A 17,937-nucleotide genomic window follows, 5' to 3' on the forward strand; every position below is an offset into this window, starting at 1 on the left:
TGCGCCAGGCGGTGGATCAACGGCGAAATCTTAATCGCAATAGGAAGGGTTCTCATTCATAATGAGCATATTCACCACACTGGGCGTCGCCGGCTGCAGGGTTCGGCCGCGCCATGGAGTCCGCATGTCCGAAGAATTCCGCCGCGTCTGGACCTGGCCGGTCGCGCTGGGTCTGCTCACCGCCACCGGCCTGCTCAGCGCGCTGGTGTCCGATGGCTGGGGCGATGCCTGGTCCTGGCTGGCGCTGGGTGTGCCGGTGGCCGTGATGACCCGCTTCTCGCTGACAGGACGCTAAAGCCATGCCCTCGCCCAAAGCCCTGCGCGTGTGGTCGTGGCTGCACACCTGGAGCAGCCTGGTCTGCACCGTGTTCATGCTGCTGCTGTGCCTGACCGGTCTGCCGCTGATCTTTCATCACGAGATCGAGCACCTCAGCGGTGACGAGGTGGAACTGCCCGCGCTGGCCCACAGCGGCCCGCCGGCCAGCTTCGACACGGTGCTGGCCGCGGCGCGCGCCAAGTACCCGCAGCGCGTGCTGCAGTACGCCTCGGCCGACGAGGAGAACCCGCTGCTGTGGCATGTGACGCTGACGCCCACGCCGGCCCCCACCGACGACTACAAGTCGCTTGCCGTGGATGGCCGCAACGCCCAGGTGCTGCGCGACGCGCGCACCAGCGAAGGCTTCATGTACTGGATGCTGCGCCTGCACGTCGACCTGTTTGCCGATCTGCCCGGCAAGCTGTTCCTGGGCTTCATGGGCCTGCTGCTGGTGATCGCCATCGTCTCGGGCGTGGTGCTGTACGCGCCCTTCATGCGCAAGCTCGAGTTCGGCGCGGTGCGCCGCGACCGCTCGCCGCGCCTGAAGTGGCTGGACCTGCACAACCTGCTGGGCATCGTGACCCTGGTGTGGGCGCTGGTGGTGGGCTTCACCGGCGTGATCAACACCTGGACCGACCTGCTGGTGAAGTACTGGCAGTACAGCGAGCTGAGCGCGCTGCTGGCGCCCTACCAGGGCCAGGCCCTGGTGGCCGAGGCCGAGCGCGCGCCGATGCAGGCCGCACTCGATGCCGCGCGCGCCCACACGCCCGACAAGCGCATGGCCTTCGCGGCGTTTCCGGGCACCGCCTTCTCCAGCCCGCACCATGTCACCTTCTTCATGCAGGGCAATACGCCGCTCACCTCCAAGCTGATGCAGCCGGTGCTGGTGGATGCGCGCACCGCCAAGGTCACGGCCTCGCCCCAGCTGCCCTGGTACCTGACCGCCCTGCTGCTGTCGCAGCCGCTGCACTTTGGCGACTACGGCGGCCTGCCGATGAAGCTGCTGTGGGCCTTGCTCGACATCGCCACCCTGGTGGTGCTGGGCAGCGGCCTGTACCTGTGGGTTCGCCGCCGCGCCGACCAGAAGCAGGCGGCCGTTCAGTCACCGGACACCGGGCTCAGCTCGGCGGCGGGCTGAGTTGGCGCCCCCAACGTCGCTGCGCTCCGGCCCCCCGAGGGGGCCCTCGGCCCCTTGGGGCGGCCCGGCGGGGCTGAGCCGGCCGCGGTGCGTGCCCGCAGTGCGTCTCAGCGCGGGCCGTTCAGCCGTGGATACAGCTGCCTGAAGCGTGCGTAACGCGCCAGCAGCGCCTCGCGCCAGGCCGGCACCGGCTCATGGGCCTGGCGCACCGGGGCCGCGGCGCAGATGGCGGCCTCGTCGGCCCGCAGGCCCTGCTCAGCCAGCCAGGCCAGGCGCGCGGCGCCCAGCGCGGCGCCGGTCTCGCCGCCCTCGCGCAGCAGCAGCGGGCGGTCGATCAGCGTGGCCAGCAGCCGCGCCCAGTGCGCGCTGCGCGCACCGCCACCCACCAGTGACAGCGACTGGACCCGCGCGCGCTCGTCGGCATCCAGCGCAAACCAGCCGTCCAGCAGGCCGAAGCTCACGCCTTCCAGCACCGCCTGGGCCAGGTGGCCGCGGCCATGGGCATGGGTCAGGCCGATGAACGCGGCCTGCGCCTCGGGGTTGTTGTGCGGCGTGCGCTCGCCGCCCAGGTAGGGCAGAAAGATCGGCGCACGCTCGCGCTCGGCGGGGCTCAAGGCCTCGGCCTCGGCCACCAGCGCGGCTTCGCTGGCGGCGCCGGTGGCGTCCTTGGTCCAGCGCAGCGCGCTGGCGGCCGAGAGCATCACGCTCATCTGGTGCCAGCGGCCGGGCAAGGCATGGCAGAAGGCATGTACCGCGGCCGGCGGGTTGGGCCGGTAGCGGCTGCCGGTGACGAAGATCACGCCACTGGTGCCCAGCGACACGAAGCCCTGCCCCGGCGCCGTGGCGCCAATGCCCACCGCGCTGGCGGCGTTGTCGCCCCCGCCGCCGGCGATCGCAATGCCCGCCGGCAGGCCCCAGCGGCGGGCCAGCGTCTCGTGCAGGTGGCCGGCCACGTCGCTGCCTTCCACCACGCGCGGCATCTGCGCCTCGGCAAGGCCGCAGGCGGCCAGCACGGTGGGGCTCCAGCGGCGCGCGGCCACGTCGAGCCACAGCGTGCCCGAGGCGTCGCTGGCGTCGCTGGCCTTCTCGCCCTCGCTGCCGATGCCGCCACCGCTCAGCTTGAAGCGCAGCCAGTCCTTGGGCAGCAGCACGGTGGCCACGCGGGCAAACAGCTCGGGCTCGTGCCGGCGCACCCACATCAGCTTGGGCGCGGTGAAGCCGGGCATGGCCAGGTTGCCGGCGATCTGGTGCAGCGCCGGCACGGCGGCCTCCAGCGCGGCGCACTCGGCGCCGCTGCGGCCGTCGTTCCACAGGATGGCCGGGCGCAGCACCTGGCCCGCGGCATCCAGCAGAACGGCGCCGTGCATCTGGCCCGACAGGCCGATGGCGCGCACATCGCCCAAGGCCTGCGGCACCTGTCGCTTCAGCTGGGCCATCGCCGCATCCAGCGCCGCCCACCAGTCAGCCGGTTGCTGCTCGCTCCACAGCGGCTGCGGGCGTTGCAGCGTCAGCGGCGCGCCGGTGGTGGCGACGATGCGCTGATCGTTGGCCAGCAGCAGCAGCTTGATTTCGGAGGTGCCGAGGTCGATGCCGAGGTACATGGTGGAGCCGGGTGCTCTATGTCGAGCCGGAGAAACGGTTGGCCGACTGCTTGCGGAAGTCGCTGGGCGTCATGCCCTTGACCTCGAGAAAGCGCCGGTTGAAGTTGGCCACGTTGTTGAATCCCACCTCGTAGCAGATGTGGGTGATGAGGCGGTCGCTCTCCATCAGCAGCTGGCAGGCGCGGTGGATGCGCACGCGGTTGACGAAGTCGACAAAGGTGTTGCCGGTGGCGCGGCGAAAAAAGCGCGAGAAGCGGCTCTCGCTCATGCCCAGCTCGGCGGCCACGCCGGCCAGCGTGATGGGCTCGGCGATGTTGTCGGTGATGCGGCTGACCACGGCATGGATCTGCGCGATCGAGGCATCGTCGCCATCGCTTTGCAGCTGCACGCTCGACAGCAGCCGGTAATCGGTGCAGGCGGCCAGGTCGGCCAGGTAGTCGCAGAAGGCGGTGATGCGGCGCAGGCCGCGCGAGGTCTTCACGCGCTGCCAGTGGGTGGTGGCCCGCTCCGACAGGCCGAAGAACTCGATGCCGTTCTTGGCGCGCTCGAGCAGCGGCAGCACCTCGCGCAGCTCGGGAATGGTGTCGGCCGCCCGGGCCAGCGGCTCGTGCGAGAACTGGATCACCAGGTCGCGCTGCTCGACGCCGCCTTCGGGCACATCCAGGCTCACCCAGTTGTGCGGCAGGCGCGGGCCGGTGAGCACCAGCTGGCCGGGGCCGAAGGGGCCGATCCAGTCGCCCACGAACACCTTGCCGCTGGTGCTGGTGATCAGGTGCAGCTCGTACTCGTCGTGGTAGTGCCAGCGCGCCAGCGGCGTGGGAAATCCGTGCGACAGGCAGCGCACGAAGCCGACGTCGCTGGACGACTCGTAGCCCAGGTCGGGCGAGCGCGCATGCTCGTGCTCCAGCTCGGGCCGGATGTCGCGGGGCAGACCGGGCTTGACCGACATGGCTGGGGCGCGGGCCGGCAATCAGCCGGCGCTGCGGCGCGCCACGAAGTCGAGCACGCGGGCGTGGGCCGTGCGCAGCGCGGCCACCAGGCGCGCATCGGCGGCCAGGTCGCCCCACAGCGTGCGGTCGGTGGCAAAGGCGGCCACCGGGTCGGCCGCGTCGCACAGGGCATGGGCCACGGCCGGGTCCATGGCCTGGTCCTGGTAGCTGTAGGGCAGCGCGCCGGCATGCCAGCGCTGCAGGTAGGCCAGGTACAGCGCCGGCAGCATGCTGACGCTGGCAATGCCCTCGCCGCGCGCCAGGCGCTCGCGGATGGTGGGCGCGATGAAGCCGGGGATCTTGCTGAAGCCGTCCATCGCCACGCGCTGGTTGGTGTCCTGGATCGCCGGGTTGCCGAAGCGGTCGAGCACCACGTCGCGGTAGGCGGGCAGGTTCAGCGGGCACGGGTGCTCGGGCGTGTCGAGCACGGGAATCGTGTCGTCGGTGACGTAGTCGTAGGCCAGCTGGCGGATCTCGGCGTCGTGCGTGCCTTCGTGGATGTAGCGGTAGCCGGCCAGCGTGCCGGCCCAGGCGATGCAGCTGTGCGTGGCGTTGAGCAGGCGGATCTTGGCTTCTTCGTAGGCCTGCACCGAGGCCACCATCTCCACGCCCACGGTCTCCCATGCGGGCCGGCCGGCGATGAAGCGGTCTTCGATCACCCACTGGATGAAGCTCTCGCCCATCAGCGCGGCCGCGTCGTCCACGCCGGTGGCGGCCTTCACACGCGCCGCCACCTCGGGCGTGGGCCGCGGCGTGATGCGGTCGACCATGGCGTTGGGGCTGCTGGTGTGGGCCTCCACCCAGGCCTGCAGCGCGGCATCGCCCAAGGCGGCGATGAACTGCAGCAGGCCGCTGCGCGAGCGGTCACCGTTGTGGCGCAGGTTGTCGCAGTTGAGCAGCGTGAGCGGGCCGGCGCCGGCCGCCATGCGCGCGCGCAGCAGGCGCACCAGCGCGCCGTAGACCGTGTGGCCGCTGGCGCTCACCTGGCCGGCGCGCACCGCCTCGAGGTCGGCCTGCAGCTCGGGGAAGCCGGCCCAGTCGAGCTGGTTCTTCGCATCGAGGTAGTAGCCGGCCTCGGTGACGGTGAATGACACGATGCGCGTGTCGGCCTGCGCGCCCACGGCGATCAGCGGCGCCAGATCCGGCTGGTAGCCGATGACCTGGCGGATCGAGGTGATGCGCGTGTAGCTGCGCTCGCCCTGCGGCGTGACGGTCTCGAGCGTGTAGGCGCCGCCCTGGGCCTGCAGCGCGGCGATCACGTCGGCCATGTCGGGGCGCAGGTTGCCGCCGGCCAGCTGCCAGCCGGTGTCGCCGGCCTCGCGCAGCTGGTGGATGTAGAGGGCCTGGTGGGCGCGGTGGAACGAACCCAGGCCGAGGTGGAGTATCGTGAACATGGTCGGGCCTTGATGGTCAGGCAACGAAGAAAAACAGCACGGAAGGGCGGGGGCTCAGAGGTCGAAGTTGCTGGGCATCATCACCACGTCGCGGATGGTCATGCCGCGCGGGCGGGTGAGCATGAACAGCAGCACCTCGGCCACCTCGGACGCCTCGACCAGGCTGCCGTTGGCCTTGGCCTCGGCCAGCTTCTCGGCCGGCCAGTCGGCCAGCAGCGAGGTGATCACCGGGCCCGGCGAGATGGCGCCCACGCGAATGCCATGCTTGAACACCTGGCGGCGCACGGTCTGCACGAAGCAGTTCACCGCCCACTTGGACGAGGCGTACACCGGCTCCCACGGGGTGGGAAAGTGCGCCGCCAGCGAACTGGTGACGATGATGTCGCCCACGCCCTGGGCGATGAAGTGCGGCAGCACGTTGTGCACGTTCTTCATCACCACGTTGACGTTCAGGTTCAGCATGCGGTCGATGGCGTCGGGGTCGGCATCGACCAGATCGCCACCCACATACAGCCCGGCATTGGCATGCAGGATGTGCAGGCCGCCGGCCAGCGCCAGCACACGCTGCAGCAGGCTCTGGCACTGCGCCGCGTCCAGCAGGTCGAGCACCAGCGGCAGCGCGGCCTCGCCGATCTGGCCGCAGGCGCGGGCCAGCGCAGCTTGGTCGCGGTCGACCAGCACCACGCGCGCGCCGGCGGCGGCCAGCGCCTGCGCGCTGGCCAGGCCGATGCCCGAGGCCGCACCGGTGATGGCCGCCACCTGGCCCTGCAGCGGCAGGCCCTGGGCGGGCAGTTTGGCTTGGTTCATGCGTGCGGCCCCTTCAGCGGGACGCGCCGGCCACCACGCGGCCGGCGGTGTCGAACCAGTGCGCCTGGCGGGTGTCGAGCGTGAGGCTCACGCGCTCGCCGGGGCGCAGCGTGCTGCGGCTGTTCTGGCGCGCGGCAAACTGTGCGCCGGCGGGCGTGCGCGCATACACCAGGGTCTCGGCGCCCAGGGCTTCGATCAGCTCCACGCTGGCTTCCACCGGCGTGCTGCCGGCGGCCTGCACCACGATGCTTTCGGGCCGCAGGCCCACCGAGCCGCCGGCGGCCGCGGCCGGGGCCTCGCTCTGCAGCAGCTGCGGCGTCTGCTGCAGCGGCACCACGTTCATCTGCGGCGTGCCGATGAACTGCGCCACGAAGCGGTTGGCCGGGCGGTCGTACAGCGCGAGCGGCGAACCCACCTGCTCGACCAGGCCGTCCTTCAGCACCACCACGCGGTCGGCCAGGGTCATGGCCTCGACCTGGTCGTGGGTGACGTAGATGGTGGTGGCGCCCAGCTCGCGGTGCAGCTTGGCGATCTCGACCCGGGTCTGGCCGCGCAGCGCGGCGTCGAGGTTGGACAGCGGCTCGTCGAACAAGAACACCTTGGGCGAGCGCACGATGGCGCGGCCGATGGCCACGCGCTGGCGCTGGCCGCCCGACAGCTCCTTGGGCAGGCGCTTGAGGTAGGGGCCCAGGTTCAGGATCTCGGCGGCGCGGTCGACCTTCTTGCGCACCTCGGCCGCATCGGCCTTGGCCAGGCGCAGCGCGAAGCTCATGTTGTCTTCCACCGTCATGTGCGGGTACAGCGCATAACTCTGGAACACCATGGCCAGGTCGCGCTTGCTGCTGGGCACGTCGGTGATGTCGCGGCCGTCGAGCACCAGGCTGCCTTCGTCGATGCGCTCGAGCCCGGCAATCAGCCGCAGCAGCGTGCTCTTGCCGCAGCCCGAGGGCCCGACGAAGACCACGAACTCGCCGCGCTCGATGCTCAGATCGACGCCCTTGATGGTGTGCACCGGGCCGAAGCGCTTGTGGATGCCCTGGAGTTGCAGGAATGCCATGTGTATGTCTCCGCGTTTACTTGACGGCACCAAAGGTGAGGCCTTGAACCAGCTGCTTCTGACTGAACCAGCCGAACACCACGATGGGCGCGATGGCCAGCAGCGAGGCCGCCGACAGCTTGGCCCAGAACAGGCCCTCGGGGCTGGAGTAGCTGGCGATCAGTGCGGCCAGCGTGCCGGCATTGGCGCCCGAGAGGTTGAGGCTCCAGAAGGCCTCGTTCCAGCTCAGCACCAGGCACAGCAGGCCGGTGGAGGCCAGGCCGCCCATGCCCAGCGGCACCAGCACATGGCGGAACTCGCCCCACAGGCCGGCGCCGTCCATGCGCGCGGCTTCCAGGATCTCGTGCGGGATCTCCTTGAAGTGCGAGTACAGCATCCACACCATGATCGGCAGGTTGGACAGCGCAAACACGATGGTCAGGCCCAGCGTGCTGTCGAGCAGATGGGTCTTCTGCGCCATCACGTACACCGGCACCAGCGCGCCGACCGCGGGCATGAACTTGGTGGACAGCATCCACATCAGCACGTCCTTGGTGCGCTGGGTCGGGAAGAACGCCATCGCATAGGCCGCCGGTGCGGCCAGCAGCAGGCCCAGCAGGGTGGAGCCCACGCTGGTGATGACCGAGTTCTTGGCGAACTGCAGGTAGTCGCTGCGCTCCTGCACCTCGTGAAAGGCCTCGAGCGTGGGCGCAAACCACCACAGCGTGGGCACCTCGATGGCCTGCAGCTCGGTCTTGAACGCGGTGATGAACAGGAAGATCAGCGGAAAGACATACAGCAGCGACAGCCCCCACGCCACCACGGTGCGCAGGGCCTGCAGCCAGTTGAACGGGACGGGACGGGTAGACATGCTTGGGCTCACTTGTCGAGGCTCTTGCCGATCAGGCGCACCAGGAAGATGGCCACCACATTGGCCAGCACCACCGCAAACAGGGCCCCGGCACTGGCCACGCCGGCGTCGAAGTTCAGCAGCGCCTGCTTGAAGATCAGGAAGGCCACGTTGGTGCTGGCATCGCCGGGGCCGCCACCGGTGGTGGTGAAGATCTCGGCAAACACCGACAGCAGGAAGATCATCTCGATCATCACCACCACGGCCACCGGCCGGGCCAGGTGCGGCAGCACCAGGTGGCGCAGCTGGTCCAGCCAGCTGGCGCCGTCCATGCGCGCGGCTTCCATCTGCTCGCGGTCCAGGCTTTGCAGCGCGGTGATGAAGATCAGGCAGGCAAAGGGCAGCCACTGCCACGAGACCATGATGACCACCGCGGTCATCGGCCAGTCGGCCATGAAGTCGATGGGCGTGGCGCCGAACCACTGCGCGATCTGGGCGAACACGCCGTAGATCGGGTTCATCATCATGTGCTTCCACATCAGCGCGTTCACCGTGGGCATCACGAAGAACGGGCTGATCAGCAGCATGCGCACGATGCCGCGGCCGGCAAAGGGCTCGTTGACCAGCAGCGCCAGGGCCACGCCGCCGACCACGCTGATGGCGATGACGCTGCCGATCAGCAGCAGCGTGTTCAGCACCGCCGTGCCGAAGGACGGATCGGTGATGAAGTAGTGGTAGTTCTCGAGCCCGATGAAGCCGCTCTGCTCGGGCTGCATCAGGTTGTAGCGGATGGTGCTGAAGTACAGCGTCATCACCAGCGGCACGATCATCCACAGGAAGAGCGTGACGACGGCCGGCGCCTGCAGCAGGCGCGGGATCAGGCGGGGTGCGGCTTGGGTGGCGGGGAGTGACATCGAACGATCCGCTTGAAAGGCGCGAGCCCCGCGACGCGCTGCGTCGCGGGCGAGAAGGAAGCGTTCAGCCGGCGTAGCGAGCGGGCCGAGGTGGGTGCGCAGCATCGCAGCCGTACACCCGTACGGCGAGAAGCTCCGCGCCCGGATCGGCCCGCGCAGTAGCCGGATGAATGCTTACTTGTAGTAGCCGGCCTTCTTCATCTCGCGCTCAGCACTGGCCTGGCCGGCCTTCAGCGCGGCGTCCACCGTGCTCTTGCCCGCCAAGGCGGCGCTCATCTGCTGGCCCACCGACAGGCCGATGGCCTGGAACTCGGGGATGGCCGCGAACTGCACGCCCACGTACGGGCTCTTGGGCAGGGTGCTGTCGGTCGGGTTGGCGCTGTCGATGGCGGCCTTCTCGGCGGCGGCAAACTTGGCGGCCTTCAGGAACTCAGGCGAAGCGTAGGTGCTCTTGCGCGTGCCGGTGGGCACATTGGCCCAGCCATTGGTCTTGGCAACCAGCTGGATGTAGTCCTTGCTGGTGGCCCACTGGATGAACTTCTGCGCCTCGGCGGACTTCTTCGAGCCGGCGGGAATGGCCAGGTTCCAGCTCCACAGCCAGTTGGCGCCCTTGGGCGTGACCTTGGTCGGCGCGTTGGCAAAGGCCACCTTGTCGGCCACCTTGCTCTGCTTGGGGTCGGTGATGAAGCTGGCGGCGATGGTGGCGTCGATCCACATGCCGCACTTGCCGGCGTTGTAGAGCGACAGGATCTCGTTGAAGCTGTTGCCGGCCGAGCCCGGGGGGCCGTAGTTCTTCAGCAGGTCGACGTAGAAGGTGATGGCGTCCTTCCAGGGCTTGCTGTCGACCTGCGGCTTCCACTGCATGTCGAACCACTGGCCGCCGTAGGTGTTGACCAGGGTGCTCAGGAAGGCCATGTTGTCGCCCCAGCCCGGCTTGCCGCGCAGGCAGATGCCGTACACGCCGGCCTTGGGGTCGTGGATCTTCTTGGCCAGCTCGGCAATCTCGTCCCAGGTGGGCTTGTCGGCCACCTTGACGCCGGCCTTGTCGGCCAGGTCCTTGCGGTACATCAGCATGCTGCTTTCGCCGTAGAACGGCGCGGCGAACAGCTTGCCGTCGATGGACAGGCCGTTGCGGATGGCGGGCAGCAGGTCGTCGACGTCGTAGGCTGCGTCGGTCTTGAGCTCTTGCAGCCAGCCCTTCTTGCCCCAGATCGGCGCCTCGTACATGCCGATGGTCATGATGTCGAACTGGCCGCCCTTGGTGGCGATGTCGGTGGTGACGCGCTGGCGCAGCACGCCTTCCTCGAGCGTGACCCACTTGAGCTTGATGTCGGGGTTGGCGGCCTCGAAGTTCTTGGCCAGCTTCTGCATCTCGATCATGTGGCCGTTGTTCACGGTGGCGATGACCAGCTCGGTGGCGGCGTGCACGCCGCTGGCGGCCAGGGAGGCCAGGCCGAAGGCCACGGCAAACGACAGCTTGGACAGCTTCATGGAATGTGTCTCCTCAGAAGGGGCGGGGACCAGGGGTGGATCGCTGCGGCGCTTTCACGGGCACCGTCGGCAGGGCGCAACGATAGGCCGACAGCCCGCGCGAATTGGTACTTCGGCGGGCATGATTGATACTTTCCTGCGTCAAAAACCTAGGGTTTTCCTGATTCATGAGCAAAAACGTATTGCCTGTTGCGGGCTGTACGTTCACCGCGACGGCGCTGCGGCGGCTGAACTGTGCGGACAAGCCCGCCGTTTTCAGCCCAGTGGCCCGGTGCCCGCGCCGGCACACTGGCCTGGCCATGGCCCACATCCCCCCCGCCCACAGCACGCTGGCGACCTACTCGCCACCCGCCCTGCCCCGCACTGTGCTGGCGGTGGGCACAGCACCGCTGCTGGTGCTGCTGGTGTTCACGCTGGTGGTGCTGCGGGTGATGGACGTGGACACCGCACTCGCCTGCCTGGCCGCCTGCGCGGTGTGGGTGGCCACCGAGATGCACGGCTGGCAGCGCGCCACCGACCGCTACAACGCCGAGTACGTGCAGCGCCACCTGATCTGGCGCAGCAGCGACACGCTGCTGGCCCTGTCCACGCACGAGTACACCAACGCCGAGACCCGCGTCTTCGTGCTGCGCTACCTGGCCGCCGGGCGCGTGCTGCGGCCCGATGGGCCGCTGGCACAGTAGCTCAGCCCTGCGGTCGTTCAGCCGCGCAGTGCGCGAGCAGCGCCGTCGCGCGGCGCTTCAACCTGCCACCGGAACACCCAGCATCAGGCCGCGATGCACCGGGTTGCGGTGCAGGAAACTGTCGCGATACGCCTCGGGCACATGCGGCAAGGCGGTCTGGATCCAGCGGCAGCCTTCGGCTTGCGCTGCGGCGGCCAGCGTGGCATCACCGCCCGCGGCAGCCGCTTCGTGCACCAGCCAGCAGTAGCTGCTGTGATCCAGATCCAGCAGGGCCGGCTCGCCGCCCTGCCCCCAGGCCTCGGCGGCCAGGGCCTGCGCGCGCTCAGGCTGGCCCACGCGTGCGCAGCAATGCGCCAGACGCGCCAGCGCATGGCGGTGCGCTGGCAGATCGGCCGCGGCCAGGGCCTCCTCAGCCACCTGCGCTGACAGCGCCAGGCCCTCGTCGGCCGGCAGGTGGGCCGCCAGCAGCAGTTGCAGCGCACGCCGGTCCATGGCCGACAAGCGCGGCGCGAACTCGGTGAGCGCAAGCCGCAGCTGCGGCAGCACCGCATCGCCGCGCTGGTGCGCAATGCGGCACGCCACCATCACCCGCATCGCGGCGCGGCCGGCATCGTCGTCATCGCCCAGCGGCGTCAGCACCTGCAGCGCGCGGGTGTGCTGGCCCAGGCGCAGACAAACCACGGCCAGACGGTGCTCGGTGATGATGCGCCAGGCCGCCGGCCCGCTTTGGCGCCACACCGCCAGCGCCGATTGCAGGCGCTCGATGGCCTCGGCAAAGCGCCCGCGGGCCGCATACAGCGCGGCCAGCTGCACCATGCCCGACATGGCCGACACGCTCTCGGGCCGGCCCAGACGCTGCCACAGCACCAGCATGTGCTCGCCGGCCCGCAGCGCCGCATCGCGCTGGCCCAGCGAGCCCAGACAGATCATGCGGTTGTTGGCCTGCTCGAGCGCCTCGCCCAGCTCACCCAGCGATTCGGCCAGCCGCAGCGTCTGCTCGAAGGCCTGCAAGGCGCCCGCATAGTCGCCCGCCTGGTGCAGCGCATAGCCGTGGGCGCCGAAAAAATCCAGCCGTGCACGAGGGTCGGCCACGGCCTCGATCCGGCCGACCATGCCGCGCAGCAGCGCCAGGCCCGGCGCCAAGCGCCCGTTCATCACCTGGGCCAGGCCCAGCCAGCCCGCGGCCCTGAGTTCGGCCGCGGCATCGGCCAGCTGCCGGGCCAGCACCAGGGCCCGCTCGGCCACCGGCAGCGCCGCATCCCCATCCGAGGCGTTGAGGGCGGCGCGGGCCTGCGCCAGGGCGACCCGCAGATGCTGCTGGTCGTTGCGCGCCAGCGCGGCGAGGCGGGCGATGCGCTGGTGCAGGCCCTGGTCGGTGTCCAGCAACAGCGCCACCGCCAGGCCGCGGTGCAGATCGGTCCACTGCGCCTCGGGCTCGCCGGCCTGTGCCGCGGCGTCGGCCGCGGCGTCGTGAAACGCCAGCGCCTGCTGCAGGCGGCCGCGCAGGTGCGCGGCCTGCGCCGCGGCGCGGTAGGCCTGCGCAGCCTCAGCCCAGCAAGCGGCGGCGGCCCAGTGCAGCGCCACGCGCTCGGGCGGTGCCGCGGCATCGGCCAGCGCCTGGGCCAGGCGCAGGTGCAGGCGCCGCGCCAGCGCCGTGGGCAGATCACTTTGCACGGCCTCGGCCACCACGTCGAAGGCACGGCCGTCGTCGTCGAGCAGCTGGGCCGCCTCCAGTTGGTGGCGGGCCGCGGCCAGATCCGGCCCGTCCAGGCCGCTGGCCTGCCTGGCCTCGGCGTCAGCCAAAACGCCGCCGGCCAGCGCCAGCACCTGCAGCAGGCGCTGCGCCAGCGGCGGCAGATGGCCGACACGGCGCACCAGCAGGGCGCGCAGTCGCAGATCGAGTTCGGTATCGCCGCCGGTGGCGCCCTGCCGCACCGCCGGCATGCGCCCCTGCGGCCCCTGTCGCAACAGCTCGAGCACGATGTACGGATGCCCGCCGGTGCGGCGCAGCAGGGCCTGGGCATCGGCGGCGGCCGGCGCCGTGCCGGGTTGCAGACTGGCCAGCAAGTCGCCCAGACCCGCGGCATCCAGCGGGCCCAGCTCCAGCTCGAGCACCGGCGCGCTGGCCACCGGGGCGGCCGGCCCATCGGCGTCACCGCGGCCCTGCGCAGCCAGGCCAGCGCCGGGCGCCGGCTGGCGCGCCAGCAACCAGCGGCTGAGCGCCGCAGGCACGGATTGCGACCGCACGGCCAGCACCACCGGCGGCGCAGGGTGCGGCAGCGGCGCAGGGTGCGGCAGCAGCGCCGGTTGCGGCACCGGCGCTGTGGGCGATGCGCCGCTGCCATCGGGCAGCCGAATCGCTGCGTCGGTGCCGGCAGCCAGATCCAGCCAGTCCAGCAGCAGGGCCAGCGACGGCGCATCGGCCCATTGCAGATCGTCCACCACCAGGCAGGCATCGCCGCGTTGCGCCCAAGGCGCCAGCAGATCGGCCATCGCACGGGCCAGTCGCTGCGGCTGTTCGGCACCGGGCAGCACCGGGCCCCAACCCCACTGCGGTGGCGCCACCAGCGCCAGGGTCTGGGTGACCGTGCCAGCCAGGGGCATGGCCAGGCCCAGCGCGCGCCAGGCCTCCAGCCAGGCCTGCGCCAGTGCATACGGCAGATGCCGGGTCTCGGGCAGCGGGCGCAGGATCAGCGCACGGGCATGACTGCGGCCGAAGTCGCCCACCAGCCGGCTCTTGCCGATGCCCGGCTCACCGCGCACCAGCACCGGCAGCCGGGCATGGGCAGCGGCCTGCAGCCGGGCCCACAGCGCATCACGCCCCACCAGCCGCGGCGGCCGCAGCAAGGCCACTGCCGGCGTGGCCGCGCTGGCGTCGGCCCGTCCGGGCAGGCGCGCCGACGTGACCAGCCGCGCCAGTTGCTCGGTTTCGTCATCGGGGGCCAGCCCCAGATGGGTGCGCAGGTGCGCCCGGCAACGCTCGTACTCGGCCATTGCCTGGCCGCGATCGCCCAGCAGGTAGAGCAGCTGCATGCAGCGCCGCGCCGCGCGCTCGCTGGCCGGCTGGGCCGCACGCAGGCGCTGGGCGATGCGCAGGGCCGCGGCCAGCTCACCCTGCGCCTGCAGTGCGTCGGCGCGCGCCTCAAGTGCCGCCAGGCGTGCGTGCAGCCAGCGGTCTCGCAGCGCCTGCAGGCGCTCGCTCAGCGCCTCGCCAGGCGGGTGATGGTGGCCGGCCAGCAGCGAGAACTCCGACGGCGAGGCCGCGGCGTCGTCCTGATCGGCCATGGCGTGCAGATCGTGCGCCACGCCATCGGCCAGCTGCAGCGGCCCATCGTCACTGACCACGGCCTGGCCCACCGCGCGGCGCAGCCGGAACAGGCGCTGGCGCAGGCTGCTCATGGCCTTGGCCTGCGGTACCTCGGGCCACAGCAGCGCCGCCACATCCTGCCGCGCCTGCGGGCCATCCAGCACCAGCAGCGCCAGCAGCGCGGCGTCGTGCCGCTCGAGTGACACCCGCTGGCCATCGCTCAAGACCACGGCCGGCGCGCCCAGCAGCACCAGCCTCGGCATCTGTGGTGCCGATCGGTTTGCAACTCCCAAGGTCGCACTCCCCCCTGTTCGGATGCCCCGAATCTAACGCGGCAGTCACGCACGCTGCGGACAGTCAGGTCAACAGGCAGGGCGGACAGGATGGCGGGTCAGAGCGCGGTTCTGGCCGACCCCAGGGCACAAAGGGAGGAAGGCTGGCCGCCCGGCCGCTGTGGTGAACCCCAGCGGCCGGGCGGATCAGACCTTGCGCGCCGCTCCGGCAGGTGGCCGGGCATGCCGGCACGCCCCGCTTTTTTGAGAACGACACAGTCCAGTCCACCAGCCACAAGCACAAAGGGAGCGAAAAAGCATGATGAACCGATGGGCCGCCAACTGGGCCTTGTCAGTTGCCGCCGTGGCCTGCGTCACACCGGCCCATGCCGGTGTTGCGGTGAGCAGCTACGGGGCCATCTCTGGCAAGCACGTGGTCAGTTTCGACGAGTTGATCACCGGCGTCGACATCACGAATCCAGTGGCTTCGAACAGGGCGGTCGACGGCATCGTCTACAGCCAGGGGGTGGCCATTGCGGAGCACTTCGCGGGACAGACGGTGTCGCCTTCGGGCGATTTCGACGTGCTGTCGGACGCGCCGGGCAGGCCCTTGCAACTGGTTGCGGGCGCACCGGGCGAGAACCTCTACGCCGCGCTGTACCGAGTGACCGATCTCGCCACTTTCAGCTTCGACAGTGTCTTGTCGGGGGTTGGCTTCAAGGGCCCGTCATCCATCGGCGGCGTCGGCGAAGGCGCCATGTCCTTCCTGTTCTCGTCTGACCAGTCCCAGTTCGGTCTACAGGTCATCGGGATGAATGGCGGTTTTCTGAACTTTGCCTTCTTCCGGCAGGACGGCTCACTGATCAACAGCCTGGCCATTCGGGCAGCGGACAAGAGCTACCTCGGTTTCTTCAGTACCAGCCGCGAGATCCGAGGTGTCTCGCTCTGGAATTCAGATCCCAACGGCATGTCCATCAACAACCTGAAGCACGATGTGGCGTCGAACCTGGCCGCGGTTCCAGAGCCCGGCCAGTGGGCGCTGATGCTCGGCGGCTTGGCCACACTGTCCTGGTCGGTTGCCAGCCAGCGCCGGATCAGGCGGCGCGCCACCCGTTGAACGTCGAACGGGCGTCGAAACGGAATCGACTGCCCGATCCGTCAAAGCTCTTCCGCCTCGATCACCACCCGCTCCCGCCCGACCCCGCGCACCGCCACCTTGGCCAGCACGCGCAGCGGTTCGCCCAGCGGCACGGTGCGGGCAAAGCGGTAGTCCAGGCCGTCGGTCTGGCCGGGGTTGCTGCTGTCGATGCGGCGGCGCCATTGCTGGTGGCCGTTGGCCAGGATCTGCAGTTCGTGCCAGGCGCCGTGCAGTTCGGCCGGGCAGCGCACGGTGAGTGCGACGGCCACCTCGAAGCGGCGGTCGCGGTGGGCGTCGGGCGGAATGTCGAGCAGGGCTTCGCCGGCATCGCCGGCGTCGATGGCCCAGCGTTCTGGGGCGGTGTCGCTCACGTTCGCGGGCTGCCCTTCACGCGGCCTGCGCCTGCGCCATCACCTCCAGCGTGGCCGGATCCAGGTAGGCCTGGCGCCAGGGCTCGAAGGGTTGGGTGTCGGCGGCCTCGATGCGGCGCTGCTCGGCGCGCGAGGCTTCGGCCATGGCGGCCAGGCGCTGGGCCAGTGGCTCGGGGTAGGGCAAGGCCAGCAGGCGGGCGCGGGTGGCCTCGCTTTGCGCGCGGGCCAGGGCATTGAAGCTGCCGTCGAAATCGGCCTGCATCTGCGCCAGCACACGGGCCGAGGGCAGCGTGTCGGGCGCGGCCAGGCTGGCGTGGGCGCCGGCCAGCGCGTCGCGGTAGTGGTGGCCGCCGTGGGCGGTGTCGAGTGCCTCGGCGATGGGCGCGCATTCGCCCAGCAGCTCGATGGCCCAGTCGTTGAGGGTGATGACGTCGCCGTCGCGCTCGAGCAGCAGGCCCGGCTCGCGGCCGCGGGCCGCGGTGCGGTGCTGGTTGCGGCCCAGCGCGGCAATCTCGTCGGGGCTGTCGGGCGGGCTGTCGGCCAGCAGGCAGTGCAGCAGGAAGATGTCGAGAAAGCGCATGGTGCCGGCCTCGATGCCCACCGGCACGAAGGGGTCGAGATCCATGCAGCGCACCTCGATGTACTCGACGCCGCGCTGGCGCAGCGCATGCAGCGGGCGCTCGCCCGAGCGGATCACGCGCTTGGGCCGGATCAGGCCGTAGAACTCGTTCTCGATCTGCAGCAGGCTGGTGCTGAGCTGGTTGTAATCACCACCCGGGTTGCGCACGCCCACGGCCTCGTACAGCGGATAGGGCGTGGTGAGCGCGCCGTGCAGCGAGTTGGCGTAGCTCTCCAGGCTGTTGTAGCTGACCGCCAGCGAGGCCTGCGCGTCGCTCTGGTAGCCCAGGCGGCCCATGCGCAGCGAGGTGGCGTGCGGCATGTGCATGGTGTGGCCGCCGGTGCCGGGCACCGGCAGCAGGGTGTGCTGGCGGCCGGCCACGAAGCTGGCGCACACGGCCGGGCTGGCGCCAAACAGCGTCAGCAGCACGAAGGCATGGCGGCGGAAGTTGCGGATCAGGCCCAGGTGCTGGTCGTTGTCGAGCCCCGGCAGCGACCAGTTGTAGTGAATGCCCGAGATGGTCTGCATGCGCCGGCCGTAGCGGTGGCCCAGGCCCATGCGGTAGACGCTCTTGGCGCGGCCGATGTGGCTGCTGCCGTAGCGGCCCAGCGGAATGGTCTCGTCGGTGGGCAGCTCGCACGGCATGCTGCCCACCCACAGGCGCTCGGCCTCGGGGCCCTGGCCCAGCGCGTGGTACACGGCCTGGTGCAGCTGGGTCAGCTCGTCCAGACAGCTTTCGGCCGAGCCGTGCACGCCGGTGATCAGCTCGACCTGGCTCTCGCTGTAGTCGGTGGTGATGTGCGGATGGGTCAGCGCCGAGCCGAGCGCGGCCGGGTGCGGCGTGAGGGCCAGCGCGCCGTTGGGCAGGGCGCGCAGGCTTTCCTTCTCGAGCCCGCGCCGCATGCCGGCCAGCTGGGCCGGGCTGAGCGCACGCAGGCGCCTGGTCAATGCGGTCATGGCGGTCTCCTCTCGTCTGTCGGGGCGGTACGGTAGCAGAGGCCGATGACGGCT

General features: G+C 70.4%; 15 protein-coding genes. 4 read left to right on the plus strand and 11 right to left on the minus strand.

Going from position 1 to position 17,937, the window contains the following annotated elements; all coding sequences use genetic code 11:
* Window positions 1–124 precede the first annotated feature (124 nt).
* Window positions 125–295 carry a hypothetical protein gene (locus N4G63_RS23910; protein WP_314600233.1) on the plus strand — a complete coding sequence of 57 codons (171 nt, stop codon included), beginning with the start codon at window positions 125–127 and terminating at the stop codon, window positions 293–295.
* Window positions 296–299: 4 nt separating this feature from the next.
* Window positions 300–1,454, plus strand: a complete 1,155-nt coding sequence (locus N4G63_RS23915) for a PepSY-associated TM helix domain-containing protein (RefSeq protein ID WP_260790127.1) — start codon at window positions 300–302, stop codon at window positions 1,452–1,454.
* 107 nt (window positions 1,455–1,561) lie between these two features.
* Here the strand turns inward: N4G63_RS23915 and xylB are convergent, their stop codons facing one another.
* From xylB to N4G63_RS23955, 8 genes are all read right to left on the minus strand, one after another.
* Complete coding sequence (xylB, locus tag N4G63_RS23920) at window positions 1,562–3,055, minus strand: xylulokinase (RefSeq protein WP_260790128.1); 1,494 nt, start codon at window positions 3,053–3,055, stop codon at window positions 1,562–1,564.
* A gap of 16 nt (window positions 3,056–3,071) precedes the next feature.
* A complete protein-coding gene (locus N4G63_RS23925) occupies window positions 3,072–4,004 on the minus strand; it encodes an AraC family transcriptional regulator (protein WP_260790129.1) in 933 nt (310 codons plus the stop codon).
* Window positions 4,005–4,025: 21 nt separating this feature from the next.
* Complete coding sequence (gene dalD / locus N4G63_RS23930) at window positions 4,026–5,438, minus strand: D-arabinitol 4-dehydrogenase (RefSeq protein ID WP_314600234.1); 1,413 nt, start codon at window positions 5,436–5,438, stop codon at window positions 4,026–4,028.
* 54 nt (window positions 5,439–5,492) lie between these two features.
* Window positions 5,493–6,245 (minus strand): SDR family oxidoreductase, encoded by a 753-nt coding sequence (locus tag N4G63_RS23935; protein ID WP_260790130.1) that lies wholly within the window; start codon window positions 6,243–6,245, stop codon window positions 5,493–5,495.
* Between the two features lie 13 nt (window positions 6,246–6,258).
* Window positions 6,259–7,302 (minus strand): ABC transporter ATP-binding protein, encoded by a 1,044-nt coding sequence (locus tag N4G63_RS23940; RefSeq protein WP_260790131.1) that lies wholly within the window; start codon window positions 7,300–7,302, stop codon window positions 6,259–6,261.
* Window positions 7,303–7,318: 16 nt separating this feature from the next.
* Window positions 7,319–8,152, minus strand: a complete 834-nt coding sequence (locus tag N4G63_RS23945; RefSeq protein WP_260790132.1) for a carbohydrate ABC transporter permease — start codon at window positions 8,150–8,152, stop codon at window positions 7,319–7,321.
* A gap of 8 nt (window positions 8,153–8,160) precedes the next feature.
* Window positions 8,161–9,045, minus strand: coding sequence for a carbohydrate ABC transporter permease (locus N4G63_RS23950; protein WP_260790133.1), 885 nt, complete (start codon window positions 9,043–9,045; stop codon window positions 8,161–8,163).
* Between the two features lie 174 nt (window positions 9,046–9,219).
* Window positions 9,220–10,536, minus strand: coding sequence for an ABC transporter substrate-binding protein (locus N4G63_RS23955; RefSeq protein ID WP_260790134.1), 1,317 nt, complete (start codon window positions 10,534–10,536; stop codon window positions 9,220–9,222).
* A gap of 299 nt (window positions 10,537–10,835) precedes the next feature.
* Here N4G63_RS23955 and N4G63_RS23960 point away from each other — a divergent pair, with 299 nt between their 5' ends.
* On the plus strand, window positions 10,836–11,219 hold the full coding sequence (locus tag N4G63_RS23960; protein ID WP_314600235.1) for a hypothetical protein: 384 nt from the start codon (window positions 10,836–10,838) through the stop codon (window positions 11,217–11,219).
* 57 nt (window positions 11,220–11,276) lie between these two features.
* On the opposite strand, the gene N4G63_RS23965 is transcribed toward N4G63_RS23960, so the two are convergent.
* Window positions 11,277–14,789, minus strand: coding sequence for an AAA family ATPase (locus tag N4G63_RS23965; RefSeq protein WP_260790136.1), 3,513 nt, complete (start codon window positions 14,787–14,789; stop codon window positions 11,277–11,279).
* A gap of 331 nt (window positions 14,790–15,120) precedes the next feature.
* On the opposite strand from N4G63_RS23965, the gene N4G63_RS23970 reads away from it, so the two are divergent.
* Window positions 15,121–15,915 (plus strand): PEP-CTERM sorting domain-containing protein, encoded by a 795-nt coding sequence (locus tag N4G63_RS23970; RefSeq protein ID WP_260790137.1) that lies wholly within the window; start codon window positions 15,121–15,123, stop codon window positions 15,913–15,915.
* A 41-nt stretch (window positions 15,916–15,956) separates the two neighbouring features.
* Here the strand turns inward: N4G63_RS23970 and N4G63_RS23975 are convergent, their stop codons facing one another.
* Together N4G63_RS23975 and gshA are read right to left on the minus strand one after the other, a co-directional pair.
* A complete protein-coding gene (locus N4G63_RS23975; protein ID WP_260790138.1) occupies window positions 15,957–16,307 on the minus strand; it encodes a hypothetical protein in 351 nt (116 codons plus the stop codon).
* A gap of 16 nt (window positions 16,308–16,323) precedes the next feature.
* Complete coding sequence (gene gshA / locus N4G63_RS23980; protein ID WP_260790139.1) at window positions 16,324–17,883, minus strand: glutamate--cysteine ligase; 1,560 nt, start codon at window positions 17,881–17,883, stop codon at window positions 16,324–16,326.
* Window positions 17,884–17,937 lie beyond the last annotated feature (54 nt).

The organism is Aquabacterium sp. OR-4 (genome assembly GCF_025290835.2).
GTDB lineage: Bacteria > Pseudomonadota > Gammaproteobacteria > Burkholderiales > Burkholderiaceae_C > Pseudaquabacterium.